The 23,765-nt window shown below is 66.2% G+C and carries 24 protein-coding genes; 18 read left to right on the top strand and 6 right to left on the bottom strand.

Annotated elements, in window-relative coordinates:
• Nucleotides 1-74 precede the first annotated feature (74 nt).
• The 10 genes from PGN27_RS11185 (at nucleotide 75) to PGN27_RS11140 (ending at nucleotide 9,605) form a co-directional block, all read left to right on the top strand.
• A complete protein-coding gene (locus PGN27_RS11185; RefSeq protein ID WP_335326180.1) occupies nucleotides 75-1,658 on the top strand; it encodes an amidohydrolase in 1,584 nt (527 codons plus the stop codon).
• The gene (locus tag PGN27_RS11180; protein WP_335326179.1) at nucleotides 1,655-3,118 is read left to right on the top strand and encodes an APC family permease; all 1,464 of its coding nucleotides are present in this window, start codon (nucleotides 1,655-1,657) and stop codon (nucleotides 3,116-3,118) included. Before PGN27_RS11185 ends, PGN27_RS11180 begins: the two co-directional genes overlap by 4 nt.
• Complete coding sequence (locus PGN27_RS11175; RefSeq protein WP_335326178.1) at nucleotides 3,118-3,492, top strand: hypothetical protein; 375 nt, start codon at nucleotides 3,118-3,120, stop codon at nucleotides 3,490-3,492. The genes PGN27_RS11180 and PGN27_RS11175 overlap by 1 nt, the downstream gene beginning before the upstream one ends.
• 41 nt (nucleotides 3,493-3,533) lie before the next feature.
• Complete coding sequence (locus tag PGN27_RS11170; protein WP_335328866.1) at nucleotides 3,534-3,662, top strand: hypothetical protein; 129 nt, start codon at nucleotides 3,534-3,536, stop codon at nucleotides 3,660-3,662.
• A gap of 54 nt (nucleotides 3,663-3,716) precedes the next feature.
• Complete coding sequence (locus tag PGN27_RS11165; RefSeq protein ID WP_335326177.1) at nucleotides 3,717-4,379, top strand: response regulator transcription factor; 663 nt, start codon at nucleotides 3,717-3,719, stop codon at nucleotides 4,377-4,379.
• A 1-nt stretch (nucleotide 4,380) separates the two neighbouring features.
• Nucleotides 4,381-5,808: a sensor histidine kinase gene (locus PGN27_RS11160; protein ID WP_335326176.1), complete on the top strand. Its 1,428-nt coding sequence runs from the start codon at nucleotides 4,381-4,383 to the stop codon at nucleotides 5,806-5,808.
• Between the two features lie 122 nt (nucleotides 5,809-5,930).
• Nucleotides 5,931-7,274 (top strand): MFS transporter, encoded by a 1,344-nt coding sequence (locus PGN27_RS11155; RefSeq protein WP_335326175.1) that lies wholly within the window; start codon nucleotides 5,931-5,933, stop codon nucleotides 7,272-7,274.
• Nucleotides 7,275-7,293: 19 nt separating this feature from the next.
• Nucleotides 7,294-8,244, top strand: coding sequence for a TAXI family TRAP transporter solute-binding subunit (locus tag PGN27_RS11150; RefSeq protein WP_335326174.1), 951 nt, complete (start codon nucleotides 7,294-7,296; stop codon nucleotides 8,242-8,244).
• Between the two features lie 392 nt (nucleotides 8,245-8,636).
• The gene (locus PGN27_RS11145; RefSeq protein WP_335326173.1) at nucleotides 8,637-9,011 is read left to right on the top strand and encodes a hypothetical protein; all 375 of its coding nucleotides are present in this window, start codon (nucleotides 8,637-8,639) and stop codon (nucleotides 9,009-9,011) included.
• A gap of 12 nt (nucleotides 9,012-9,023) precedes the next feature.
• Nucleotides 9,024-9,605 carry a hypothetical protein gene (locus PGN27_RS11140; RefSeq protein ID WP_335326172.1) on the top strand — a complete coding sequence of 194 codons (582 nt, stop codon included), beginning with the start codon at nucleotides 9,024-9,026 and terminating at the stop codon, nucleotides 9,603-9,605.
• On the opposite strand, the gene PGN27_RS11135 is transcribed toward PGN27_RS11140, so the two are convergent.
• Nucleotides 9,568-10,368 (bottom strand): crotonase/enoyl-CoA hydratase family protein, encoded by an 801-nt coding sequence (locus PGN27_RS11135; protein ID WP_019511006.1) that lies wholly within the window; start codon nucleotides 10,366-10,368, stop codon nucleotides 9,568-9,570. The genes PGN27_RS11140 and PGN27_RS11135 overlap by 38 nt on opposite strands.
• A gap of 79 nt (nucleotides 10,369-10,447) precedes the next feature.
• Here PGN27_RS11135 and PGN27_RS11130 point away from each other — a divergent pair, with 79 nt between their 5' ends.
• From PGN27_RS11130 to PGN27_RS11120, 3 genes are read left to right on the top strand one after another with little or no spacing between them, the layout of a single operon-like run.
• On the top strand, nucleotides 10,448-12,100 hold the full coding sequence (locus PGN27_RS11130) for a medium/long-chain-fatty-acid--CoA/3-oxocholest-4-en-26-oate--CoA ligase (RefSeq protein WP_335326171.1): 1,653 nt from the start codon (nucleotides 10,448-10,450) through the stop codon (nucleotides 12,098-12,100).
• The gene (locus PGN27_RS11125; RefSeq protein ID WP_335326170.1) at nucleotides 12,097-13,218 is read left to right on the top strand and encodes an NAD(P)H-dependent flavin oxidoreductase; all 1,122 of its coding nucleotides are present in this window, start codon (nucleotides 12,097-12,099) and stop codon (nucleotides 13,216-13,218) included. Before PGN27_RS11130 ends, PGN27_RS11125 begins: the two co-directional genes overlap by 4 nt.
• 50 nt (nucleotides 13,219-13,268) lie before the next feature.
• Nucleotides 13,269-13,832 carry a TetR/AcrR family transcriptional regulator gene (locus PGN27_RS11120; RefSeq protein ID WP_335326169.1) on the top strand — a complete coding sequence of 188 codons (564 nt, stop codon included), beginning with the start codon at nucleotides 13,269-13,271 and terminating at the stop codon, nucleotides 13,830-13,832.
• Here the strand turns inward: PGN27_RS11120 and PGN27_RS11115 are convergent.
• Entirely contained in the window at nucleotides 13,794-14,768 is a 975-nt protein-coding gene (locus PGN27_RS11115) for an NAD-dependent epimerase/dehydratase family protein (RefSeq protein WP_335326168.1), read from the bottom strand. The genes PGN27_RS11120 and PGN27_RS11115 overlap by 39 nt on opposite strands.
• Before the next feature lie 27 nt (nucleotides 14,769-14,795).
• Between PGN27_RS11115 and PGN27_RS11110 the strand changes: the two genes are divergently transcribed.
• Nucleotides 14,796-15,977 (top strand): NADH:flavin oxidoreductase, encoded by a 1,182-nt coding sequence (locus PGN27_RS11110; protein WP_335328705.1) that lies wholly within the window; start codon nucleotides 14,796-14,798, stop codon nucleotides 15,975-15,977.
• Here the strand turns inward: PGN27_RS11110 and lpqN are convergent.
• The 4 genes from lpqN to PGN27_RS11090 form a co-directional block, all read right to left on the bottom strand.
• Nucleotides 15,967-16,659 (bottom strand): envelope biogenesis lipoprotein LpqN, encoded by a 693-nt coding sequence (lpqN, locus tag PGN27_RS11105; RefSeq protein ID WP_335326167.1) that lies wholly within the window; start codon nucleotides 16,657-16,659, stop codon nucleotides 15,967-15,969. The genes PGN27_RS11110 and lpqN overlap by 11 nt on opposite strands.
• 124 nt (nucleotides 16,660-16,783) lie before the next feature.
• On the bottom strand, nucleotides 16,784-18,295 hold the full coding sequence (gene fadD17, locus PGN27_RS11100; RefSeq protein WP_335326166.1) for a long-chain-fatty-acid--CoA ligase FadD17: 1,512 nt from the start codon (nucleotides 18,293-18,295) through the stop codon (nucleotides 16,784-16,786).
• Nucleotides 18,296-18,299: 4 nt separating this feature from the next.
• Nucleotides 18,300-19,397, bottom strand: a complete 1,098-nt coding sequence (locus PGN27_RS11095) for an acyl-CoA dehydrogenase family protein (RefSeq protein WP_335326165.1) — start codon at nucleotides 19,395-19,397, stop codon at nucleotides 18,300-18,302.
• A gap of 8 nt (nucleotides 19,398-19,405) precedes the next feature.
• Nucleotides 19,406-20,587, bottom strand: a complete 1,182-nt coding sequence (locus tag PGN27_RS11090) for an acyl-CoA dehydrogenase family protein (protein WP_030133097.1) — start codon at nucleotides 20,585-20,587, stop codon at nucleotides 19,406-19,408.
• Between the two features lie 157 nt (nucleotides 20,588-20,744).
• Here PGN27_RS11090 and PGN27_RS11085 point away from each other — a divergent pair, with 157 nt between their 5' ends.
• The 4 genes from PGN27_RS11085 (at nucleotide 20,745) to PGN27_RS11070 (ending at nucleotide 23,764) form a co-directional block, all read left to right on the top strand.
• Nucleotides 20,745-20,936, top strand: coding sequence for a ferredoxin (locus PGN27_RS11085; RefSeq protein ID WP_081843291.1), 192 nt, complete (start codon nucleotides 20,745-20,747; stop codon nucleotides 20,934-20,936).
• Between the two features lie 32 nt (nucleotides 20,937-20,968).
• Nucleotides 20,969-21,880 (top strand): 3-oxoacyl-ACP reductase, encoded by a 912-nt coding sequence (locus PGN27_RS11080; protein ID WP_335326164.1) that lies wholly within the window; start codon nucleotides 20,969-20,971, stop codon nucleotides 21,878-21,880.
• 272 nt (nucleotides 21,881-22,152) lie between these two features.
• On the top strand, nucleotides 22,153-22,917 hold the full coding sequence (locus PGN27_RS11075) for an MlaE family ABC transporter permease (RefSeq protein WP_335326163.1): 765 nt from the start codon (nucleotides 22,153-22,155) through the stop codon (nucleotides 22,915-22,917).
• A 4-nt stretch (nucleotides 22,918-22,921) separates the two neighbouring features.
• A complete protein-coding gene (locus PGN27_RS11070) occupies nucleotides 22,922-23,764 on the top strand; it encodes an MlaE family ABC transporter permease (RefSeq protein WP_030133100.1) in 843 nt (280 codons plus the stop codon).
• Nucleotide 23,765: the final 1 nt, after the last annotated feature.

Here is a 23,765-nt window from a genome sequence, read left to right as displayed (position 1 = left end):
CCTAAATCGATTTGTGCTTACGATTTGTCGCTATGAAATATGTGCTACCAGTCACATCGGGTTCGGGCTTGATAGTGAATGCCGATGTTCGCACGCTGGACGCGGGTCGGCCGCGCGCCGAGGCGGTCAGCTGGGTCGACGGCAGGATCTCCGCGGTCGGGACGAACGCCGAGGTGCTCGCCGCCGCGCCTGCCGGGGTCGAGGCCCTCGACCTACGCGGCGCGGCGCTGACTCCAGGTCTGATCGACTCCCACATCCATCCGGCATGGGGGGCCGAGCTGTCCCGCGGCGCCGATATGGCCGGGTACACCTCGCTTGAGCAAGTGCGCACCGCGCTGAGCGCCGAAGCTGAGCGCACTCCGGCCGGCCAATGGGTCCGCGCCTGGAATCTCGACTATGCCGCCTTCTCACACAACGGAATTCGTGCCGAGCTGATCGACGACGCGGTCGATGGGCGGCCCTTCATCGGGGTCTTCTACGATCTGCATACCGCCCTGGTATCCACCGCGGCCATCAGCGAGAGCAACCTGACCGGTCGCGAGACCTTCCCCGACGGTGCCACGGTGGTTGTCGACGGGGGTAGGCCGACCGGCGAGTTGAAGGAGCCCTCGGCGTACCAACCACTGATGGCGGCGCTGGCCGATACGGATACGGCCGCCGTCCTGGATCGACTGGCCGAGGTGCTCGCCAGACTGAACCGGCTCGGAGTGACCGGTGGTGTCGTGATGAATGGGGATGCCGGCGATCTCGACACCTACGCCGCACTAGACGATGCCGGACGGCTGTCGGTGCGACTGGTCACCGCCCTGTGGCATCACCCCGACCGCGATGATGCGGGAATCGCGGAGTTCATCGCGCTCGCCGCTCGTAGGGGCCGGCGCTGGCGCTCCGGGCTGATCAAGATATTCAGTGACGGCGTGATCGACACCGGAACTGCCTGGCTGCGCGAACCCGACACCTGCGGGTGTGGCTCTCACCCATTCTGGCCGGACCCTGAACGCCTTCGCGACGTGATCGCCCAATACACCGCCGCAGGAATACAACTCGCGATCCATGCGGTCGGTGATCAGGCCGTGTCCTTCGTCCTGGACTGTTGTCAGGAGGCGGGAAGTGGCGCAGGCACGGCCCATCGGTTGGAGCATCTGGAACTGCTCGAAGACGATGACGTGAAACGGCTCGCCGAACTGCAGATCACCGCGTCGATGCAACCCCTGCACATGCAATGGCGGCAGGCCGACCACAGCGACGCCTTTGCCCGGCGGCTCGGGCGCCGCCGGGTCGACCAGGCATTCCGCGTAGCCGACGTCATCGCCGCCGGCGCGCCGGTATGTCTGGGCTCCGACTGGCCGGTCGCCAATCCCGATCCGAGATACGGGATGGCGTGGGCCCGGCTTCGCCGCCGACCGGGTGAGCGAGACGGGCATGTGTTCGAGCCGGATCAGCGACTGACGGGAGAGCAGGCGCTGCTCGGCTACACCGCCTGGGCGGCCGATGCTCTCGGCGACACCGACCGCGGCCGCATCCGGGTGGGGGCCAGAGCCGACCTGACAGCCTTCGCCGACGATCCGGTGCGGGTGCCCGGTGACGACCTGATCGATCTACCGATTCCGCTCACCGTCGTCGACGGCGAGATCGTTCACCGAGAGGACCTCCGATGACCGAGAGCGCCCGTGCGGCCGGCACGCACATCACCAGCCCGGCACCTCGCCGATCGATCGGAGTATGGGGTCTGGTGTTCTTCGTCGTCGCGGCAGCTGCGCCGTTGGCGGTTATGTCAGGTGTCGCGCCGCTGGCCGTCATGTTCGGCGGAGTCGGTGCCCCTGGCGGCTACCTGTTGGGCGGAATCGTGATGGCGGTCTTCGCCGTCGGGTTCACCGCTATGAGCCGTCACGTCGACAACCCCGGCGCGTTCTACGCGTACATATCCGCCGGACTCGGCCGCACTGTCGGGCTGGGCGCGGCATTCGTTGCTGTGCTGTCCTACGTCCTCATCGCGGTCAGCTTCGTGCCCGCGATCGGGGTATTCGCCCACGACACCGTCTTGTCACTGATCGGTGTGGACATCGCGTGGCAGATCTGGGCGATCATCGGCTGGCTCGTCGTCGGTGTGCTCGGCTACCTGAACATCACCCTCAGCGCCAAGGTGCTCGGCGTGCTGCTCGGCCTGGAGGTGCTGGTGCTGGTGGTGTTCGCGGTGCCGGTCATCGTCCAGGGAGGTGCCGAGGGGCTCAGCTTCGGAAGCTTCAACCCGGGCAACGTATTCGGCGCCGGCGTCGGCGCGCTGTTCGTGTTGGCGTTCGGCGCCTTCCTCGGGTTCGAGTCGACGGCGATCTACAGCGAGGAGGCTTCGGATCCCAAACGTACAGTGCCACGGGCTACTTACATAGCCGTCGGATTCCTTGCGTTGTTCTACACCGTCGTCCTGTGGGCGGCGATCATGGCCTACGGGCCGGAGCGCGCAGTGTCGGTCGCGACCGAGGATCCGACCGGGATGTTCTTCGCCGCGACCGAACAATGGGTTGGCGCGCCCGTCGCCGACATGATGCACGTGCTCATCGTCACCAGCGCTCTGGCCGCCGCGCTCGCCTTCCACAACGCCAGTGCGCGCTATCTGGCGGCCCTGGCCCAGGAGCGCGCACTGCCGTCAGGGCTCGCCCGCCGTGCGCCGTCCGGCTCGCCCGGCATGGCCAGCATCACCGTCTCCGTGGTCGCGGCCGTCATAGTCGTCGCATTCACCGCTGCCGGCGCCGATCCCTATATCCACACATTCATCTGGCTCAATGCGATAGGTATCCCGGGAATCATCGGTTTGCAGGCCCTGTGTTCGGCCGCGATCGTGGCATTCTTTGCGCGCGATGCACACGGCCACGGCGTCGTGACTCGGTTCGTGGCCCCCGCGATCGCGACGGTGGCACTGACCGGGACGCTGATACTCATCGCAGTCAACTATGACCTCCTCACCGGGGCGGGGGCGGCCACCAACATGGCGCTCATCCTGGTGCTCCCCGTGGCATTCATCTCCGGACTTGTCGTCGCTCGCATCCTGCGGGCCCGCCGCCCCGCGATCTATCACCAACTCGCGACGGTACGGCCGGATGAGCCGACGAGCATGGGCTGATGAACGCGCTCGTCACCGCGGGTGTGCTTGAGCTGACAGCCGGTGTGCTGACCGGTTGGTTGATGGTGGCGGCCGGGTCCGACCGCTGGAGGACCCGGTTGCGGATGACCGACATCCGACGCGTCCGGCAAGGTCATCTCGACCTGTTGATGATGGGCGTCATCCTGGTCGCGCTCGGTGCCGCGGATCTGCCACTGCCCACGGTGGCGACGGTCCTGATCATCCTCGGGTCCTGGATCGCGCCGCTGCTGTTCTTTCCGCTGGCCTGGAAGCCGTCGCTGGCCGGCTGTGGACCGTTGAACTGGGTCGACCGTGCCGGATTCGTCATGCTGACGGCGGGTTACCTGATCGCCGCCGTGACGGTCGTGCTGTGAACGGCATCGTTTCATTTGGAAGTTTTGAACCATCGAGGTCCATGCCCCGACAGCACATCTGGATGGGTGATCAACCGGCGCGGTTGCCCGATCTGCGACCTGCCAATTTCGTCAGCGGCCTGGAGTCGATGCCGGTGGTGTTCACCCCGACGGCGAGGGTGCTCGGCTGACCGCCGCAGCGTCAACGGCCTGACTTCGACCGTCGTTGTCGTACCTTTGACGCGATGCGTATCGCGGTGGTGGAGGACGACGACGGCGTCGGTGAGGCGCTCGTCGACGCGCTCGCCCAGGTCGGCCATGCACCGGTGCGGATGCGCCGCGGTGCGGATCTGCTGCTGGGGCATCGCGATATCGATCTCGCGCTGCTGGACCTCGGGCTGCCCGACGATGACGGGATGACCATCCTGCGCCGGTTGCGCGGGGTGAGTCAGATCCCGGTGGTGGTGCTGACCGCCCGCGACGACGAACGCTCGGTGGTGCGCGCGTTGCGGGCGGGTGCCGATGATTACGTGGTCAAGCCGGCGCGTCTGGGTGAATTGCGGGCCCGTATCGAGGTTGCCGCGCGCCGGCGGACCGGCGGCACGGCGACACCCGAGCTCGAGGTGATCAGGTCCGGTGACATCGTGGTCGACCTCGGCGCCCGCCGCGTCGAGGTGGCTCGCGTCGAGATCGCGCTTGCACCAAAAGAATTCGAGGTTCTGGCATATCTTGTCGCACGGCGGGGAGAGGCGGTCAGCAGACAGGAGCTGATGGATGCGATCTGGGGTGATGCCTACGTGGCCATCTCTCGCAGTTTGGATGTGCACATGACCTCGCTGCGCGCAAAGCTCGGCAGGCCCGAAGCGATCGCGACCATCCGCGGGTACGGCTACCGCTGGGGTTCATGAGATGTGGCGGCGTGTCCTGCTCGTGCTGGCCGTCTATTCGGCGATCGTGGTCATCGGGCTCGCGGTGCCGCTGGCGATCACGCTGGGCCGCGAGCGGATGCAGCGCTTCGGTGAGAACCGACTCGCGGCGGCCTCCTACTTCGCTGATCTGGCCGCCCGTACCGATGACGCGCCCGATCCGGAATTGCAGCAGGTGCTGGAGCGCTACCACCAGCTCTACGACGAGCCGGTGGTCGTCGTCGGTCGCGACGGGAGGCCACGTGCGGCGGCGGGGGTGGGCCATGTCGGCGGTGATGTCGACGGTGAGTTCGCCGAGGCCGCCGCCGATGCGTTGCGTAACCAGCGCAGCCGCGTCCCGGATGCCGTCACGCCGTGGTCACCCGCGCGGGTGCTGATCGCCGTACCGGTCGGGACCGGAACGCAGGTCGACGGCGCGGTGGTGCTGGCCGCGTCGACGGCGGCCGCCCGCGCCGAGATCGGTCGGGCGTGGGCGCTGATCGCTGCAGGCGCGGTGGGCCTGCTGGTGCTGGCCTCCGCGATCGCGGTTTCGTTGTCGCGGTGGACGGTTCGGCCGCTGACCGATCTGGCGGGTCGCGCGGTGTCGCTGCGCCATCGCGTGCGAGACCGCACCCGCACCGATCCACCCTCCGTCGACGAGCCGATCCCCGGTCGGTACGCGGGACCGCATGAGGTGCGCCGACTGTCGGCCACCTTCGACGCGATGGCCCGCGATATCGACGCCGCCGACGCCGCGCAGCGCAGGTTGATCGCCGATTCCGCGCATGCGCTGCGAAATCCGCTGGCAGCATTGAGCATGCGTCTGGACACTCTGGGCATGGGTCTGCCCGAATCATCGGTGGCTGCCCACCACAAGGCGATGCTGGAAGTCGATCGGCTGACCGGCATCGTCAATGATCTGCTCGCCCTCGCCGCGGCCGAAAGCCGTGGCGAGACCGACGCGGCCTGCCACACCGTTGATGTCGGTGCGGTCGCCGCCGAGCGAGTGGAGTTCTGGGCAGCGGCGATGGCCGATGCCGGCATCGGCGTCACCGTCGAGACGCCGCCTGCCGTCCTGGCGGCGCTGCCGGAGCAGGATCTGACCCAGATCCTGGACATTGCCCTGAGCAATATCGCCAAGTACGCAGGACCGGGCGCACACGCACAGGTCACCGTCGCGCGCCACGACGCCGACGTTGTCCTGGTGATACGGGATGACGGCCGCGGTGTCTCCGCCAGGGACCTGCCGCGGCTGGCGACCCGTTTCTTCCGGGCCGCCAACACCGTCGGCCAGGGTTCCGGTCTGGGCCTCGCCATCAGCCGTGCCCTCATCGAGCGAGCCGGTGGCACCTTCGAGGTCGACTCCGGTCGGGCGGGTGGGCTGTGCCTGACGATGTGGATCCCGGCACCGATGGGCACCGATTCGTCCTAAGGGACTGTTAGGACTTTGCAATGCGGCTTCCAGAACCGCTGTGACAGCCTTCACAGTAGGGAGTGACAACGATGTCGGCGCGGACCCACCCGTGCGGGGCGTCGCGGACAAGGAGGACAGACATGACCAGTTCGGCCACCCGAGAACCAGCCGCATCCTCACCGGCGGCCACCCGCCGGGCGATCTTCAACACCTTGCGGGGATCGTCGGGCAACCTCGTCGAGTGGTACGACGTCTACGTCTACACCGTGTTCGCCTCGTACTTCGAGAACCAGTTCTTCGACTCTGCGGACAAGAACTCCACCCTCTACGTGTACGCGATCTTCGCGGTGACATTCGTGATGCGCCCCGTCGGATCGTGGTTCTTCGGCCGGTTCGCCGACCGCCGTGGCCGCCGGGCGGCGCTGACGTTCAGCGTGTCGCTGATGGCCGCGTGTTCACTGGTGATCGCGCTGTCCCCGGGCCGAGAAAGCATCGGGGTCTGGGCCGCGGTGATCCTCGTGTTGTGCCGGTTGGTCCAGGGCTTCGCCACCGGTGGTGAATACGGCACATCGGCGACGTACATGTCCGAGGCGGCCACCAGGGAGCGGCGCGGGTTCTTCTCATCGTTCCAGTACGTGACGTTGGTCGGCGGTCACGTCCTCGCCCAACTCACGCTGCTGGTCATGCAGGTGTTCCTGGATCGTGAGCAGATCGAGGAATTCGGTTGGCGCATCGCCTTCTTCATCGGTGGTATTGCCGCCGTGGTGGTCTTCTGGCTGCGCCGCAGCATGGACGAGTCGCTGACTCCGGAACAAATCGAGGCGGTCCGTCGAGGTGAGGATCAGGGTTCCGGGTCCATCCGTGAGCTGGTGATCGGGCATTGGCGGGCGCTGTTGGTGTGCTTCCTGGTGACCATCGGCGGCACCATCGCGTTCTACACCTACAGCGTCAACGCCCCGGCCATCGTCAAGTCCACCTTCGAGGATCAGGGCATGACGGCCACCTGGATCAATCTGATCGGTCTGACGTTCCTCATGGTCATCCAGCCGATCGGCGGGCTGATCAGCGACAAGGTGGGCCGTAAGCCGCTGCTGGTGTTCTTCGGTGCGAGCGCGTTGATCTACACCTACGTGCTGATCACCTATCTGCCTCAGACCACTTCGGCGGCAACGGCATTGACCCTTGTCTGCATCGGCTATGTCATCCTCACCGGTTACACCTCGATCAACGCCATCGTGAAGGCGGAACTCTTCCCGTCCCACATCCGGGCGCTCGGCGTGGGATTGGGCTACGCGCTTGCCAACTCGGCCTTCGGTGGGACGGCGCCACTGATCTATCAGGCCGCCAAGGGCGGGGGTCATGTCGGATGGTTCATCGGGTACGTCACGGTGGTGATCGCAGTATCGCTGGCGGTCTACATCTTCGTCCTGAAGAACAAGTCCGAGACTGCGCTGGATCGCGAGCAGGGTCGCGCGTTCGTGTGACGATCTACGCTGGCTGATCATGTCGTCTGCGGTGTCGTCGAGGCCCCCGGTGTTGGATCGCAGGTCCGCACTGCGGGGCCTCGCGGCGCTGACGGCCGTTCTGACCGCCGCTGGATGCGGTGGCGGTCCGGTGGCGCCGCTACGGCTGGCAGCCGGTGAACCCGGTGGCTTCTTCTGGGAGTTCTGCGGCCTACTCGCGGCGGCGGCCGACCGGGCCGGAGCGGTGCGCCTCGAACCGTTGGTGAGTGGCGGCTCGGCGGAGAACCTGCAGCTGCTGCGGTTCGGGCGGGCCGATCTGGCAATGAGCCTAGGCGATACCGCACAGGATGACACCGCCGCGGACGGCCTGACTGCCGTCGGCCGGGTGTACGAGAACTACTTCCAGGTCGCGGTGCTCGGTGACTCTCCCATCCGGTCGGCTGCAGAGCTCGCCGGCCGCGTCGTGAGTATCGGCGCGCCGGGGTCGGGGGCGACCCGGTTGTCGGAGCGGGTGCTCGCGGCGGTCGGGCTGGCCGCCCCCAACGCGGTGCAGCGGGTGGTTCAGTCGATGCACGCGGCAGCGTCAGCACTCAAAGCCGGTTCGGTGGATGCGGTCATGTGGGCCGGTGGTCTCCCGACGCCGGCGTTCGCCGACATCGACGGCATCCGCTTGCTGGACCTGACGACGGTGGTTGACACCCTGCGTCTGCGTCACGGAACGACGTACGAAGCGGTGACTGTGCCCGCGGATGTGTATGGGAGTCATCCGGCGGTGACCACGGTCGGAGTGGCGAACCTGTTGCTGGCGCGCAGCGCTGTCGCCGAATCCGTGGTCGCCAGGATGGTGGATCTGCTGCTCGACCAACCCGCCGCGCTCGTTCCCGCGCAGGCGATCGGCAGCCAGTTCCTCGACGCACAATCCCTGATCCAGACCGGTACCGTGCCGCTACACCCCGGTGCTTCCGCGGAGTACCGGCGCCGGCACGGCTGACGACTACAACCACCATTTTCGGCAACTGGCTTTTATTTTTTTCTCGGGTATGGTCGGGCCTCGAAGGTATTGCTAGCGCACAGGAGGAAAAATGGCTAGTAAATCTCAGGGGCGAGAGCTTCGAAAAGCAGCCCTGACCCTCAAGGAAAAAAGGGCGGCCAAGCGTGAAAAACTCTCGTCCGAGACGGTGGTTCGCCGCAAAAAGCCATCGCGCTGAACGACTTTCACTGTAGTCGATGCCGCATCGAGCGGCTTCCTCTCGAATGAGATGATGGTGCGATCGAATGGCGGAGTCTCGTCAAATCTGCGGCCAATGAATTTGATCGACCGATTCGCAATTCGGTGACGTAACGATTTGTGATCAGTGTTTCGTGGAAAGAACATGAAGGAAAATGCTTGTCGATGAAGGGTGCGCAAAAACGGGTGCCGAACTGCCGGCGGTGATCGCGATGATCACCGCGACGGTTTGCGAACACGACGACCCGGAGTACCGACGCGGCCACGCCTCGGCCACCAGGTATGCGCGGATCTGTGCATTGGACGAGATGGCGCGATCGGCCCCGGGCTTGCACCTCCACGGCGTCGGTGCGGCGCGGCGGGAACGCGCGATGATTCGTTCGGCACTCGCGCGGATCCTCGACCGGCTATCGGTCGCGATGAACCGGGCGGGGGATGTCGGGCCCGGTTACCGCTCCGGTATCGCGCAGGCGCACAGGGTGATCGAGACCGTGTTGGCGGACGTCGAATCCCGGGCAGAGCGCGTGTGATCGGAGAATTCCATGTCCAGTTCAGCGGGGGCGGTGGCCCTCTTCGGGCCGGAATGTGTGCTCGTGGCGAAGGTGGGCGAGCGTGTCACTGCGTCCGGCCGGACTGTCGTGACCGGTCCGTCGCCCTGTGTCGGGCATTTCGCGCATGGCGGGCGCAGCGACCCGCCTGCGCTATCGGAGGGATCGGTTCACGCAGTCGTGGTCGTCGTCGATCCCGGCTGCGCGGCACGATCATTGGTGGACGGCTACGGCTGCATCGCATGGCGCCGACGGGGACGCTGTGCGCGTGATACGTCGGATGCGGCCGTCGAGGCCGTGCTGGACGGTGGTGCGCGCCGGTTGCTGGTGGCATGTCGGCTGCGGGGGCTCGCGCCGAACCGCCGGTCGGCGGCGCAGACATGGTTGCGTGACGTCGTTCGCCGGGTGCACTACGAATGCGCGATCAACGGGATGACCGAACTCTCGGCGCACTACGCATTGGTCGATACCGACTCCGACGTCGATCGGGTGGCCGGCGCAGTCGGCACGTGGGGCGTGCGCACCGACCGCCCGAGACTCACTTCATCTGGAAGTTCGGTGCTCGCTTCTCCTTGAAGGCCCGCGGGCCCTCCTTGGCGTCCTCGGAGAGAAACACGGGGATGCCGTTGGCGGTGTCGGGCTTGAACGCGTCAAGCTCGTGCATGCCCTCGGTCTCGCGGATGGTCTTGAGGATCGCCTGCACCGCCAGCGGACCGTTGTTGTTGATCACCTCGGCGATCTCGAGCGCTTTCTCCAGGGCCGTGCCGTCCGGCACGACGTGCCCGATCAGCCCGTACTCGAGCGCCTGGGCCGCGGTGATGTGGCGCCCGGTCAGCAGCATGTCGCACGCGATCGTGTACGGGATCTGGCGGACCAGGCGGACCGCGGACCCGCCCATCGGGTACAGGCTCCACTTGGCCTCGGAGATGCCGAACTTCGCACTCTCGCCGGCGACGCGGATATCGGTGCCCTGCAGGATTTCGGTACCACCCGCGATGGCGGGTCCTTCGACCGCGGCGATCAACGGCTTCGTCAGACGACGACCCTTCAGCAACCCGTCGATCCGTGAGGGGTCGTAGCTGCCGTCCTTGAAGGAATCACCGGGCGGCTTCTTGGCGGCACCCTTGAGGTCCATGCCCGCACAGAAGTAGCCGCCGGCGCCGGTGAGGATGCAGGTGCGGATCTCCGGATCGCTGTCGACACGGTCCCAGGCCTCGACCATTATCGAGAGCATCTCACCGGAAAGGGCGTTGCGGGCCTCGGGCCGGTTGAGCGTGACGATGAGGGTGTGTCCGCGCTGCTCGATGAGGGCGTCGGGGCCTTTGGCGGTCTCACTCATCGGGTATCGCCTCTCTGCGGTCGTACTGCTGTGCGGGTGCTACTTGAACAAAAATGTAACACGTTCTAGTTTAGGTGCCATGGCCCTGAACATCGCCGATCTTGCCGAGCATGCCATCGACGCCGTGCCCGACCGCGTCGCCCTGATCTGTGAGGGCGAACAGCTGACGTACGCCCAACTGGAGGAGCGGGCCAACCGGCTTGCGCACTACCTGCTGGACCAGGGCGTGAAGAAGGATGACAAGGTCGGGCTGTACTGCCGCAACCGCATCGAGATCGTGATCGGGATGCTCGGCATCATCAAGGCCGGTGCGATCCTGGTCAACGTCAACTTCCGCTATGTCGAGGGGGAGTTGAAATACCTGTTCGACAACTCCGACATGGTGGCGCTGATCCACGAGCGGCGCTACGCCGACCGTGTGGCCAATGTGCTGCCCGAGACCCCGTTGGTCAAGACGGTCCTGGTGGTCGAGGACGGCACGGACGATGATTTCGCGCGCTATGGCGGCGTGCCGTTCGAAGACGCGCTTGCCAAGGGCTCCCCGGAACGCGATTTCGGTCCGCGTAGCCAGGACGATATCTATCTGCTCTACACCGGCGGCACCACCGGATTCCCCAAGGGCGTGATGTGGCGTCACGAGGACATCTACCGGGTGTTGTTCGGCGGCACCGACTTCGCGACCGGTGAGCCGATCGCCGACGAGTACGACCTGTCCAAGCAGGCCAAGGAGAACGCGCCGATGGTGCGGCTGCCGATCCCGCCGATGATCCACGGCGCGACCCAGTCGGCCACCTGGATGGCGCTGTTCTCCGGTCAGACCGTTGTGCTGACCCCGGAATTCGATGCCGACCAGGTCTGGCGACTGATCCACGATCACAAGGTCAACCTGCTGTTCTTCACCGGCGATGCGATGGCCCGACCACTGCTGGACGCGCTGCTGGCGCATCAGGAAGAAGGAAACACCTACGACCTCTCATCGCTGTTCCTCCTGGCGAGTACCGCGGCGTTGTTCTCCACCAGCCTCAAGGAGAAGTTCCTCGAGCTGCTGCCCAACCGCGTCATCACCGATTCGATCGGTTCTTCGGAGACCGGTTTCGGCGGCACCAGCATCGTGGCCAAGGGCCAGAGTCACACCGGTGGCCCCCGGGTCACCATCGACAAGAACACCAAGGTCCTCGACGAGGACGGCAACCCTGTTGTTCCCGGCTCGGGTGTGCGCGGCATCATCGCCAAATGCGGGCACATCCCGGTTGGCTACTTCAAGGACGAGAAGAAGACCGCCGAGACCTTCCGCACCTATCACGGTGTGCGGTATGCGATTCCGGGTGACTACGCCGAGGTCGAGGCCGACGGCAGCGTGACGATGTTGGGCCGCGGTTCGGTATCGATCAACTCCGGTGGCGAGAAGATCTATCCCGAAGAGGTCGAGGCTGCCCTCAAGGGTCACCCCGACGTCTTCGACGCACTGGTCGTCGGCGTGCCCGACGAGCGTTTCGGTCAGCACGTCGCCGCGGTCGTCCAGCCCCGCGAGGGCACTCGGCCGACGCTGGCCGAACTGGACGCCCACGTGCGCACCGAAATTGCGGGATACAAGGTGCCGCGCAGCCTGTGGCTCGTCGACGAGGTGAAGCGATCGCCGGCGGGCAAGCCGGATTACCGCTGGGCCAAGGACACCACCGAACAACGTGCCGCCGACGACGTGCACGCCAAGCATGCAGGAGCAAAAGCATGAAAACTGAACTGTGCGAACGTTTCGGTATTGAATACCCGATCTTCGTCTTCACTCCGTCGGAGAAGGTTGCCGCCGCGGTCAGCAAGGCCGGCGGTCTCGGTGTGCTGGGGTGTGTGCGGTTCAACGATGCCGATGATCTGGAGAACGTCCTGCAGTGGATGGACGACAACACCGACGGCAAGCCATATGGTGTCGACATCGTGATGCCTGCCAAGGTTCCCACCGAGGGCACCAGCGTCGACATCAACAAGCTGATCCCGCAGGATCACCGGGATTTCGTGGCCAAGACCCTCGCCGAACTCGGCGTACCGCCGTTGCCCGAGGATGAGGCCAAGTCCGAGGGTGTGCTGGGCTGGCTGCACTCGGTGGCCCGCAGCCACGTCGAGGTCGCGCTCAGGCACCCCATCAAGCTGATCGCCAACGCGTTGGGCTCGCCCCCCAAGGACGTCATCGATCAGGCGCATGCCGCCGGTGTGCCGGTGGCGGCCCTGGCCGGCAGCGCCAAACATGCTCTGCGCCATGCCGAGAACGGTGTCGACATCGTCGTCGCGCAGGGTCACGAGGCCGGCGGGCACACCGGGGAGATCGGCTCGGTGGTGCTGTGGCCGGAGATCGTCGATGCTCTCGACGGCAAGACCCCGGTGCTCGCCGCCGGCGGTATCGGTACCGGACGCCAGGTCGCCGCCGCGCTCGCGCTCGGCGCGCAGGGTGTGTGGATGGGCTCCGCCTTCCTGACCTCTGCCGAATACGACCTCGGCGTGCGCCAGTCCTCCGGGGTGTCGACCATTCAGCAGGCGATGCTGGATGCCACGTCGGCGGATACCGTGCGGCGCAAGATCTACACGGGTAAGCCCGCGCGCCTGCTCAAGAGCCGTTGGACCGACGCCTGGGATGCCGACAACGCGCCCGATCCGTTGCCGATGCCCTTGCAGAACATCCTCGTCAGCGAGGCGCACCAGCGGATGAACGAGTCCTCGGACCCGACCGCGGTGGCCATGCCGGTCGGTCAGATCGTCGGGCGGATGAACGAGATCCGCCCGGTCGCCGACATCATCGCCGAACTGGTCAGCGGTTTCGAGGCGGCCACCAAGCGTCTCGACGGGATCGCGCAGGGCTGAGCACAGGGCGGGTGGCGCATCGCCGCCCGTCGGTACGGTTGAATCGGTGCATGACCGGTCGACCACGCGATACCTCGATCGACGAACGGGTGCTGTCGGTGACCCGGGAGTTGCTCGTCGAGGTGGGTTGGGATGACCTCAGTGTGCGCTTGGTCGCCACCCGTGCCGGCGTCGGACGTTCCAGCCTGAACCGGCGCTGGTCTTCCAAGGCCGAACTGGTGCTGCACGCCATTTTGGGGGAAACCCCCGACATGGCACCGTTTTCCGGTACCGACCGGGCCGGCTGGATCGCCTGGGTGGTGCGTGGCAGCCATCAGCTGTTCAGCCGTCCCGATGTCCGGGCCGCCGTTCCCGGGCTGTTGCTGGCGTTGCGGGAGAACGCGGAGCTGCGCAGGCAGTTGTGGACCGCTTTCAGCGGCCCGGCCGTGGAGTTGTTCGCCGAAGACGGTCACGGTGCCGAACTGGACGCCAGGGCGGCCCTGGCGATGGCGGCAGGCGCGGCGCTGTTCGTGACGACGGTGGCCGATGAGGACGACTCCCCGCAGCTTCAGGACCGGATGGTCGAACTGTTGACCTCAGCGCTGCAGGCTGGCCAGGATCGCCGACCGCGGTGAGCGCCAGGCACCGATGCCCAGTTCGGTCCGGGTGTGCCGATCGTCGGTCGGTGTTGCTGAGGTGAGCAACAGCGCGGCCTCATAGCTGATCCCGTCGCCGAGTGGCAGCACCCGGCCGGCCAGATCCGCAACCCGCCCGATGCCACGAAAAACCCGGGGCGACAGCGGTATCCGGTGAATTCTGCGACCCGATCCCGCTTCGAGCAGGTCGATCATCTCGTCGAAGGCCACCATCTCACCGCCGCAGACATAGCGTTGTGGGCCGCGCCCCGGAGTCATCGATCGCACGTGGACCTCGGCGACGTCGGCGACGTCGATCATCTGCATCCCGCCGGGCATCCGCGGCGCCATACCGTGTGCGACGATCGGTGCCCAACCGCGTTCGGTCACCCCGGCTGCGGTATGCCAGGCGGGCCCGACCACGCTGGAGGGGTAGCTCACCACCACGGGCGCACCGCGTTCCTGGAGGCGTCGTGCCACCCGGTCGGCGTACGCCTTCGTCTGCGCGTACGGACTGCGTCCGGCGGCCGGTGGGGTCTTCTCGGTGATCACCTCATCCGGTGGCGGGAACAGAGCGCTGTAACTACTCACGCAGACAACAGGATCCAGGCCGCCATCGGCGGCGCGGATCAGCAGCTTCTCGGTGGCGTAGGCGTTGATGTCCCACATCAGTTGCGCTCGCCTTCGGTCGGTGCCGACCACGCCGGCGGCGTGCACCACCGCGTCGCAGCCCCGCAACAGCCCGTCGACCGTGGCGGTATCGCGAACATCGCCCTCGACCGGGGCCACTTCGCCCTCGCATGCGAGGTGCCCGATGACCGGGTCGGCGGTCGTTCCCGGCGCGACGAGCAGACTGACCTGGTGTCCAGCGGCGAGCAGCGCGCGCGTGATGTGTGCGCCGAGATACCCGGTGCCACCGGTGATGGCGATGCGCATGCGACCTCCTGGTATGTTTCGATGCCAATGGTATCGAAAGCATTCACACCGCACCCGCTGGGTCCGCTGACCCTCAAGAACAGGTTCATCAAGGCCGCCACCTTCGAGGGGGTGATGCCGCGCGGACAGGTGAGCGATGAACTCATCGCCTTCCACGCCGAGGTGGCCCGTGGTGGAGCCGCGATGACAACCGTTGCCTACCTGGCCATCTCACCCGGCGGCCGGGTGCACCGCGACACCATCGTCCTGGACGCGGCCCGCGCTGCGGCATTGCGCACGCTCATCGACACCGTGCATGCCGAGGGGGCCAAGGTGTGTGCCCAGATCGGGCATGCGGGCCTGGTCGCCAACACCTTGTCTAACCGGCAGCCCACGCTGGCGCCGAGTGCGCGTATCAGTGCGCCGGCGATGGGCCGGGTCAGGGCGGCCACCGTTGCCCAGCTGGCCACCGTCATCGACGATTTCGGCACGGCCGCAGCCCACGCGGTGGCGGCGGGATTCGACGCGGTCGAGATCCACATGGGCCACGGATACCTGCTCAGCTCGTTTTTCAGTCCCAACCTCAACAGGCGGCGCGACGCCTTCGGCGGTGATGTGGTCCGCAGGGCGGAACTCGCCCGTCGGGTCGCAGAGCGGGTCCGCCGTGCCGCCGGCGACGCGGTGGCCGTCACCGCGAAATTCAACATGGACGACGGTGTGCCCGGCGGCTTCTGGCTCACCGACAGCCTGGTCACCGCGAAGCTTCTGCAGGACGACGGACATCTGGACGCCCTACAACTCACCGGCGGGAGTTCGTTGAGCAATCCGATGTATTACTTCCGCGGCCAGGTGCCGATGGCGGAGTTCATCGCCTCCCAGCCCGCCGCGGTCGGGCTGGGACTGCGTGTGATGGGGCGCAGGCTGTTTCGGGAGTATCCGTTCGAGGAAGGTTTCTTCGTCGACACGGCCCGCCAGTTCCGCGACGCGTTGCGCATGCCACTGATCCTGCTCGGCGGGATCAACCGATCGGCCACCGTAGACATGGCGCTGGAAGACGGTTTCGAATTCGTCGCCATGGCGCGGGCGCTGCTGCGGGAGCCCGATCTGATCAATCGCTTCGAGCGTGGCGACCGCGCAACCGGTCTGTGCGTGCACTGCATGAAATGCATGCCGACCGTCTACACCGGTACCCGGTGTGTGGTGCGCGAGGCGGCCGCAGTCAGGGCGTGATGACGGTTTCGGTGTCGATCACATCGGTTGCCGCACTGAGGATATCGGCCTGATCGGCCAAACCGTCCGCATTGAGCTGGAGCACGTAGAGACCGTCGCTTCCTGGGATGACGACTGTCTTCTGGGCGACGAACTTCCGCAGCCCGTCCTGCTCCCAGGTCCCTGCGAGCTGATAGGCATCGAAGCCGCTCAACTGACTGGTCGTGCCGTCGGTCAGGGCCTCGTAGTCCGGCAGGTTCTGCAATTCGCCGGGGGCGAGCTCGATGATCTTCGCCGGGTCGACGTTCCCACTGAGTTTGGATATCAATGCCACGATGCTCGGGGTGTACTCCGCCGCCTCGGACCCGGTGTAGACGATCGCGCCATAGGCCCATTCGGGGGTATCGGGGCCGGCATCCTGCCAACCGTCGGGGAATGGCAGATCGATGGTCGGCGAACCGGGATCGCCACGCTTGACCGGTGTCTCCTGGATACCGTTCTCACTGATATAGCTGGCGATCGTCTCGTACGAGCCGGGAGTGCCCTCGTCGGTGTGCGTCGGTGCGGGCGCAGAGGTGCGACCCGATGTCGACGGTGCCGCGACGGGGGTGCCGTCGACGGCCTTGGTCGAGCCGCAGCCGGACAGGAGCACGCCGAGCGCGGTGGCCAGTGCCGCGACGCCGGTGAGCGCAGACGTCCTCATCAAACCCTCCGTCACGAGATCTCGGGTTCATGGCATACGTCGGCCATGCTCTCCGACCGGAAGCGTAGCCCACCCACCCCCGACCCAGCGCGGTTGTGCCTCCGCCCGCCCGGGCGTTCTGAGGTCAGTCCCGGCGGCAGGGATAGACGGGATCCGGGCAATCCAGCGCCTGGGCGGACAACTCCCGTTTGAGCACCTTGAAGGTTTCGGTGCGGGGCAGTTCGGTGGCCACGCGCACGAAGGACGGCCACTGCTTGGGCCCCAGATCCGGTTGATCGGCCAGGAACGCGCGAAAGGCCTCGGGGTCGAAATCCGCGCCCTCGGCGAGCACTATCGCCGCCATCACCCGGTCACCGACCGCCGGGTCGGGGATCGGGTACACCGCCACCTCGGTGATACCGAGATGGCGGAGCAGGATTCGTTCGATCGGGGCGGTGCCGAGATTCTCGCCGTCGACCCGCATCCAGTCACCGAGCCGCCCGGCGAAGTACACATAGCCGGCATCGTCGCGGTAGGCCAAATCGCCGGAGTGATAGATGCCGCCGGACATCCGCTCGGCCTCGGCATCGGGGGAGTTGTAGTAGCCACGGAACCACCCCGACCCGGTCGGGTTCACGATCTCGCCGACGACACCGGGCGGGCAGGGCGCACCGGTCTCGATATCGACGATGGCGACCTCGTCGGTGAGCGGGCCGAGCGATCCGTCCGGGGTATCGGGGGTGCGTGCGATGGCCACCCCGCCCTCGGTGGAACCGAACCCGTCGACCACGTGTACGCCGAACCGCTGGGCGAAGCGTGGCAGGTCGCGGGGCGCACCCTCGTTGCCGTACAGGAACTTCAATGGGTTGTCGGCATCATCGTCCTGCTCGGGGGTGGCCAGGATGTAGGACAGCGGTTTGCCGACATAGTTGGCGTAGGTGGCACCGAAACGGCGGGCATCGGGGATGAAGCGCGAGGCCGAGAATCTGCGGCGCAGTGCGATGGATGCGCCGGCCGCGACTCCCACTGCCCACCCGGCCATCACGGCATTGGAGTGGAACAACGGCATGGACAGATAACAGGTGTCGGTGGGTCCGAGCCCGAACCGTTCGGCGAGCATCCGCCCGGGAAAGGCGACCTTGTCGTTGGTCACCCGCACCGCCTTGGGCTCACCGCTGGTGCCGGAGGTGAAGATCAGCATGAACAGATCGTCACCGGACAGCGGCGCGAATGTCACCGGCGTACCGTCGTGTGCGGCCAGTTCGGTTGCCCATTCAGCGGATTCGACGTCGATGGCGACGACCCCCGGGGGCACGTCCGCGCCGGAGTCGGCCAGCACGAACTGGCAGTCCGCACGTTCGGCATCGGCCGCCAGCGCCGCGCCTCGTCGCGTCGGGTTGAGCCCGACCGGAACGATGCCGGACAACGCCGCGGCGACCAGAACCGAGGAGAAGAACGGAGTGTTGCCCAACAGCACCCCGATATGCGGTGGTCGTGCGACATCCAGGCGAGCGCGCAGGGCGGCGGCCAAGGCGGCGCCCGCGGCGATGTGATCGCGCCACGGCGTGAACGACGTCTCGTCGTGCACGCCGCGGTCGGTGACCTCGACCAACGGCGCGAGTAGCTCGCCCACGGTCGGGCCGGTCGGATGGTCCACGTCCTCAGACGGGGGTATCGGCCAGTTCGCGGCCGATACGGAGCAACTGTCCGGTCGCGCTGCCGACCGAGAACTCGGTCTGCTTGGCTGCCAGGAAGTACCGGTGGATCGGGTGATCGATATCGATGCCCACACCGCCGTGCACGTGCACCGCGGTGTGCACCACACGATGCCCAGCGTCGGCCGCCCAGAACGCTGCGCTGGCGACGTCGATATCCGCCGGGAGGTCCTCGGACAGCCGCCACGCGGCCTGTGTCAGCGTGGAACGCAACGCCTTGACGTCGATGTACCCGTCGGCCAGCCGGGCCGAGACCGCCTGGAAGCTGCCGATCGGACGGTCGAACTGTTCGCGTTCGCGGGCGTAGGTGGCGGTGAGTTCGAGGGCACGTTCCAGCACGCCGAGCTGAAAGGCGCTGCGCCCCAGCGAATGGTGCACGGTCAGCCAATCCAGGACCTCTGCGCCGCCGACCAGTCGATCCGGGTCGACCGGGGTGGCACTCAGTTCCAGATGGCCGACGGTGCCATGGCCGGTGGTGCCCAGCGTGGCGACCGTGACGCCGGGGTCGGCGCCGGTGACCAGGAAGACCTGCAAGCCGTTGTCGGTGTCGGCCGGCACGAGGAAGGCGTCGGCCACCGGGCCATAGGCGACCTGGGTGCGCGATCCGGTCAGCTGGTAGCCGCCGTCGGTGGACTGGGCCTGCACCGGGCCCTGGCCCATCTCACCGTCGAGTGCGACCGTGAGGATCGTCGTGCCGTTGATCGCCGGGGTGGCCCACTGCTCTTGCAGGGCGGCGGATCCGAACTTCGCCAGTGCGCCTGCGGCCAGCACCACCGATTCCAGGTACGGCACGGCGGCCAGTTGCCTGCCCAGTGCCGTGAGCACCGCCGACTGTTCCAGAACGCCGAACCCGCCGCCGCCCAGTGATTCCGGTGCGGCGGTGGACAGGATGTCGGCTTCGATCAGTTTGGCCCACAGGTCTCGGTCGAATCGTTCGTCGAGTCCGTCGAGCACGCGCTGGTGATCGTTGGTGACCACCGATTCGGTGATGGTGCGGACCAGCCCGCCCAGATCGACCGATGCTTCGCTTGGGGTGAAATCCATTGTCGTTCCTATCGGTTCACTCGGGGCAGGCCGAGCGCGACCATGCCGATGATGTCACGCTGGATCTCGTTGGTGCCGCCGCCGAACGTGAGGATGAGGCAGGAGCGGTGCATGCGCTCGATGCGGCCGCGCAGCAGGGCTCCCGGTGACCCGGTACGCAGCGTGGCCGAGGTGCCCAGCACCTCCATCAACAGGCGGTAGGCCTCGGTGGCCAGTTCGGTGCCGTACACCTTGGCTGCCGACGCGTCGGCCGGTGAGGGAGCTGCGTCGGTGGCCGAGGCCAGTTCCCAGTTGATCAATTTGAGGACCTCGGCCTTGGCGTGCACACGGGCCAGGTTCAACTGCACCCATTCGGAGTCGATCAATCGCTTGCCGTGCACATCCTTGGTGTTCTGCGCCCACTCGCGGACACCGTTGAGCGCCACGAAGATCGGCTGCGCCGAGACCAGCGCGACACGCTCGTGGTTGAGCTGGTTGGTGACCAGTTTCCAGCCGGCGTTCTCCTCGCCGACGAGGGCGGACTTGGGAACCCGGACGTCCTGGTAATAGGTCGCACTGGTATCGACTCCGGACACGGTGTGCACCGGCGTCCAGGAGAAGCCCTCGGCGGTGGTCGGCACGATCAGCATCGAGATGCCGCGGTGCTTCTTGGCCTCGGGATTGGTGCGCACCGCCAGCCAGACGTAGTCGGCATAGGCGATCAGCGAGGTCCACATCTTCTGGCCGTTGATCACGTAATCGTCGCCATCGTGCACCGCGGTGGTGCGCAGCGACGCCAGGTCGGTGCCGGCGCCGGGTTCGGAATATCCGATGGAGAAGTGCAATTGGCCCGCCGCGATCTTCGGCAGGAAGAACTTCTTCTGTTCCTCGGTCCCGAAATGCATGATCGTCGGCGCCACGCTGTTGATGGTCAGGAAGGGCACCGGCACATTCGCGATGGCGGCTTCGTCGTTGAAGATCAACCCGTCCATCGGTGGGCGAGCCTGGCCGCCGTACTCGGTCGGCCAGGACAGGGTCAGCCACCCGTCCTTGCCCATCTGCTCGACAGTTTCGCGGTAGACATTCCCGCGGCCCATCTCGCCATCGCTGGCCGCCAACGCCTCGGCACGTTCGGGAGTCATCAGTTTGGTGAAGTACGACCGCAGTTCGCGGCGCAACTCCTCCTGCTCGGCGGTGTAACCGATCCGCATGGCGGCATCCTGTCTGTCTGAGGTTGCGGGGCGACCGGCCGAAACCGATCGCCCGCCGATATGCTCGTTGTAACACGTTCTAGTCTTGCGGTCCAGGGCGGTACCGTTAGCCTGCACGGGGGCACACAGCCCGTGCCCGGAGCGCGAGGAGGTTCACATGCACGTAGAAGTCGACAGGGACCGCTGCGAAGGTAATGCGGTGTGTGTCGGGATAGCACCCGACCTGTTCGATCTCGATGACGAGGACTATGCCGTGGTGAAAGCCGACCCGGTACCCGCCGGCCAGGAGGAGCTGGCCGAACAATCCGTGGCCGAATGCCCTCGGGCAGCCCTGATCCGTAGAGACTAGAGGTATTCATAACCGTGTCCCCTGAAGCAGCGATGAACGACAACCCGATCGACCTGTCCGGAAAAGTTGCCGTCGTCACCGGCGCGGCCGCAGGCCTGGGCCGGGCCGAGGCGATCGGGCTGGCGCGGGCCGGCGCGACGGTCGTGGTCAACGACATGGCCGGCGCGCTGGACAAATCCGACGTGCTGGCCGAAATCGAAGCGGCCGGGTCCAAGGGCGTCGCGGTCGCCGGCGATATCAGTGCGCGTAGCACCGCCGACGAGCTCGTCGAGACAGCCGACCGGCTCGGGGGACTGGGCATCGTGGTGAACAACGCCGGCATCACACGGGACAAGATGTTGTTCAACATGTCCGACGAGGACTGGGACTCGGTGATCGCCGTGCATCTGCGCGGACACTTCTTGTTGACCCGCAATGCCGCGGCGTACTGGAAGGCGAAGGCCAAGGAGTCCGCCGACGGACGGGTCTACGGACGGATCGTCAACACCTCGTCGGAGGCCGGGATCGCCGGACCGGTGGGCCAGGCCAACTACGGTGCCGCCAAGGCTGGTATCACGGCGCTGACGCTGTCGGCCGCGCGCGGGTTGAGCAGGTACGGGGTGCGGGCCAATGCCATCGCACCGCGGGCCCGCACCGCGATGACCGCGGGCGTGTTCGGCGATGCACCCGAGCTGGCCGACGGACAGGTCGATGCCCTCTCGCCGGAACATGTCGTCACGCTCGTGACGTACCTGTCCTCGCCGGCGTCCGAGGATGTCAACGGGCAGCTGTTCATCGTGTACGGACCGACGGTCACGCTGGTCGCGGCCCCGGTGGCCGCGCAGCGGTTCGATGCCGTAGGTGACGCCTGGGACCCCGCGGCGTTGAGCGCCACGCTCGGTGACTTCTTTGCTAAAAGGGATCCGAATATCGGCTTCTCTGCCACTGAGCTCATGGGCTCTTGATCTGCGAGAACGACATTCTCGGCGGTTCGGGCCTACTAGAACGTGTTCTAGAATGACATCCGTCACACTGGCTCTGAACAGGAAAAATGGGAGTTTTCCAAGAACTTTTCGGTTCTTTGACACTGTGAACGTGTTCTAGTTACTATGAGCCCGCTCACTATGGACGACGTGCACATCAGGGGTGGAAAGCCCGCCGGAGCGAACAGATTCCCGCTATTGTCGGGTTCTTCGCCACGACGGGACGGCAGCCCCACTCGAGAATGGAGTCGAGGTTGATCGAACAGCTTTCGGCTCCGGCGAGAGCCGTGGGTGGGTTCGTCGAGATGACCATCGACACGTTCGTCAAGATGTGGCAGCGGCCATTCCAGTTCCGCGAGTTCCTCGACCAGACCTGGATGATCGCGCGGGTCTCGCTGGTGCCCACGCTGCTGGTGTCGATCCCGTTCACCGTGCTGGTCGCCTTCACCCTCAACATTCTGCTGCGCGAGATCGGTGCGGCCGACCTCTCCGGGGCCGGTACCGCGTTCGGCACCATCACCCAGCTGGGACCGGTGGTGACGGTGCTCGTGGTCGCAGGTGCGGGCGCCACCGCCATCTGTGCCGACCTCGGTGCCCGCACCATCCGCGAGGAGATCGACGCGATGCGGGTGCTCGGCATCGATCCGATCCAGCGCCTGGTGGTACCCCGAGTGCTGGCGTCGACATTCGTCGCGGTGCTGCTCAACGGGTTGGTGTGCGCGATCGGTCTGTCGGGTGGCTACGTGTTCTCGGTGTTCCTGCAGGGTGTCAACCCGGGTGCGTTCATCAACGGGTTGACCATCCTGACCGGGCTGGGTGAGCTGGTGCTGGCCATGTTCAAGGCGCTGCTGTTCGGTCTGCTCGCCGGCCTGGTCGGGTGCTACCGCGGGCTGACCGTGCAAGGCGGCCCCAAGGGCGTGGGCATCGCAGTGAACGAGACCGTGGTCTACGCCTTCATCTGCCTGTTCGTCGTCAATGTCATCCTGACCGCCGTCGGCGTCCGAGTTCTGGAGCGCTGACCGCATGAGTTACGACGCCACACTTCGACTCCGCCGGTTCTTCCGCGGCGTGCCCCGCGCGGTGGACAACATCGGCGAACAGGCACTGTTCTACGGCGAGTCGATGCGCTATATCCCCAACGCGATCACCCGCTATCGCAAGGAGACCATCCGGCTGGTGGCCGAGATGACCATGGGTGCCGGTGCTTTGGTCATGATCGGCGGCACGGTCGGCGTGGCGGCGTTCCTTACGCTGGCCTCCGGTGGCGTCATCGCCGTGCAGGGCTACTCCTCGCTGGGCAATATCGGTATCGAAGCGCTGACCGGTTTCCTCTCGGCGTTCCTGAACGTGCGCATCGTCGCTCCGGTGATCGCCGGGATCGCGCTGGCGGCCACCATCGGCGCGGGCACCACGGCGCAACTGGGCGCCATGCGGGTGGCCGAGGAGATCGACGCCGTGGAGGCGATGGCCGTGCATGCGGTCTCGTATCTGGTGTCCACCAGGATCATCGCCGGGCTGATCGCCATCGTGCCGCTGTACTCGCTCTCGGTCCTGGCGGCCTTCTTCGCGGCCCGCTTCACCACCGTCTTCATCAATGGCCAGAGCGCCGGTCTGTACGACCACTACTTCAACACGTTCCTGATACCGAGCGACCTGTTGTGGTCGTTCCTGCAGGCGATCGTCATGTCGGTGGCGGTCATGCTGGTGCACACCTACTACGGGTACAACGCCTCCGGTGGTCCGGTCGGCGTTGGTATCGCGGTCGGTCAGGCCGTGCGGACCTCATTGATCGTGGTCGTCACCATCACCCTGTTCATCTCGCTCGCCGTGTACGGCGCGTCCGGCAATTTCAATCTCTCCGGGTAGG

It is taken from the genome of Mycolicibacterium neoaurum (genome assembly GCF_036946495.1).
GTDB classification, from domain to species: Bacteria; Actinomycetota; Actinomycetes; order Mycobacteriales; family Mycobacteriaceae; genus Mycobacterium; species Mycobacterium neoaurum_B.
This window is presented reverse-complemented; position numbering and strand designations above follow the sequence as displayed.

Bases quoted from the DNA above. Each gene is read 5' to 3' on its own strand.
- PGN27_RS11090 (WP_030133097.1), bottom strand. From the start codon at position 20,587: ATGCGGATCGGTTACACCGCCGAGCAGGAGGAGTTGCGCCGCGAACTG.
- PGN27_RS11135 (WP_019511006.1), bottom strand. From the start codon at position 10,368: ATGAGTGAGACCGCCAAAGGCCCCGACGCCCTCATCGAGCAGCGCGGA.
- PGN27_RS11150 (WP_335326174.1), top strand. From the start codon at position 7,294: ATGTCGTCTGCGGTGTCGTCGAGGCCCCCGGTGTTGGATCGCAGGTCC.
- PGN27_RS11085 (WP_081843291.1), top strand. From the start codon at position 20,745: ATGCACGTAGAAGTCGACAGGGACCGCTGCGAAGGTAATGCGGTGTGT.
- PGN27_RS11125 (WP_335326170.1), top strand. From the start codon at position 12,097: ATGAAAACTGAACTGTGCGAACGTTTCGGTATTGAATACCCGATCTTC.
- lpqN (WP_335326167.1), bottom strand. From the start codon at position 16,659: ATGAGGACGTCTGCGCTCACCGGCGTCGCGGCACTGGCCACCGCGCTC.
- PGN27_RS11070 (WP_030133100.1), top strand. From the start codon at position 22,922: ATGAGTTACGACGCCACACTTCGACTCCGCCGGTTCTTCCGCGGCGTG.
- PGN27_RS11095 (WP_335326165.1), bottom strand. From the start codon at position 19,397: ATGGATTTCACCCCAAGCGAAGCATCGGTCGATCTGGGCGGGCTGGTC.
- PGN27_RS11080 (WP_335326164.1), top strand. From the start codon at position 20,969: ATGAACGACAACCCGATCGACCTGTCCGGAAAAGTTGCCGTCGTCACC.
- PGN27_RS11165 (WP_335326177.1), top strand. From the start codon at position 3,717: ATGCGTATCGCGGTGGTGGAGGACGACGACGGCGTCGGTGAGGCGCTC.
- PGN27_RS11140 (WP_335326172.1), top strand. From the start codon at position 9,024: ATGTCCAGTTCAGCGGGGGCGGTGGCCCTCTTCGGGCCGGAATGTGTG.
- PGN27_RS11115 (WP_335326168.1), bottom strand. From the start codon at position 14,768: ATGCGCATCGCCATCACCGGTGGCACCGGGTATCTCGGCGCACACATC.
- PGN27_RS11170 (WP_335328866.1), top strand. From the start codon at position 3,534: ATGCCCCGACAGCACATCTGGATGGGTGATCAACCGGCGCGGTTGCCC.
- PGN27_RS11110 (WP_335328705.1), top strand. From the start codon at position 14,796: ATGGTATCGAAAGCATTCACACCGCACCCGCTGGGTCCGCTGACCCTC.
- PGN27_RS11145 (WP_335326173.1), top strand. From the start codon at position 8,637: ATGCTTGTCGATGAAGGGTGCGCAAAAACGGGTGCCGAACTGCCGGCG.
- PGN27_RS11155 (WP_335326175.1), top strand. From the start codon at position 5,931: ATGACCAGTTCGGCCACCCGAGAACCAGCCGCATCCTCACCGGCGGCC.
- PGN27_RS11175 (WP_335326178.1), top strand. From the start codon at position 3,118: ATGAACGCGCTCGTCACCGCGGGTGTGCTTGAGCTGACAGCCGGTGTG.
- PGN27_RS11130 (WP_335326171.1), top strand. From the start codon at position 10,448: ATGGCCCTGAACATCGCCGATCTTGCCGAGCATGCCATCGACGCCGTG.
- PGN27_RS11180 (WP_335326179.1), top strand. From the start codon at position 1,655: ATGACCGAGAGCGCCCGTGCGGCCGGCACGCACATCACCAGCCCGGCA.
- PGN27_RS11160 (WP_335326176.1), top strand. From the start codon at position 4,381: ATGTGGCGGCGTGTCCTGCTCGTGCTGGCCGTCTATTCGGCGATCGTG.
- PGN27_RS11120 (WP_335326169.1), top strand. From the start codon at position 13,269: ATGACCGGTCGACCACGCGATACCTCGATCGACGAACGGGTGCTGTCG.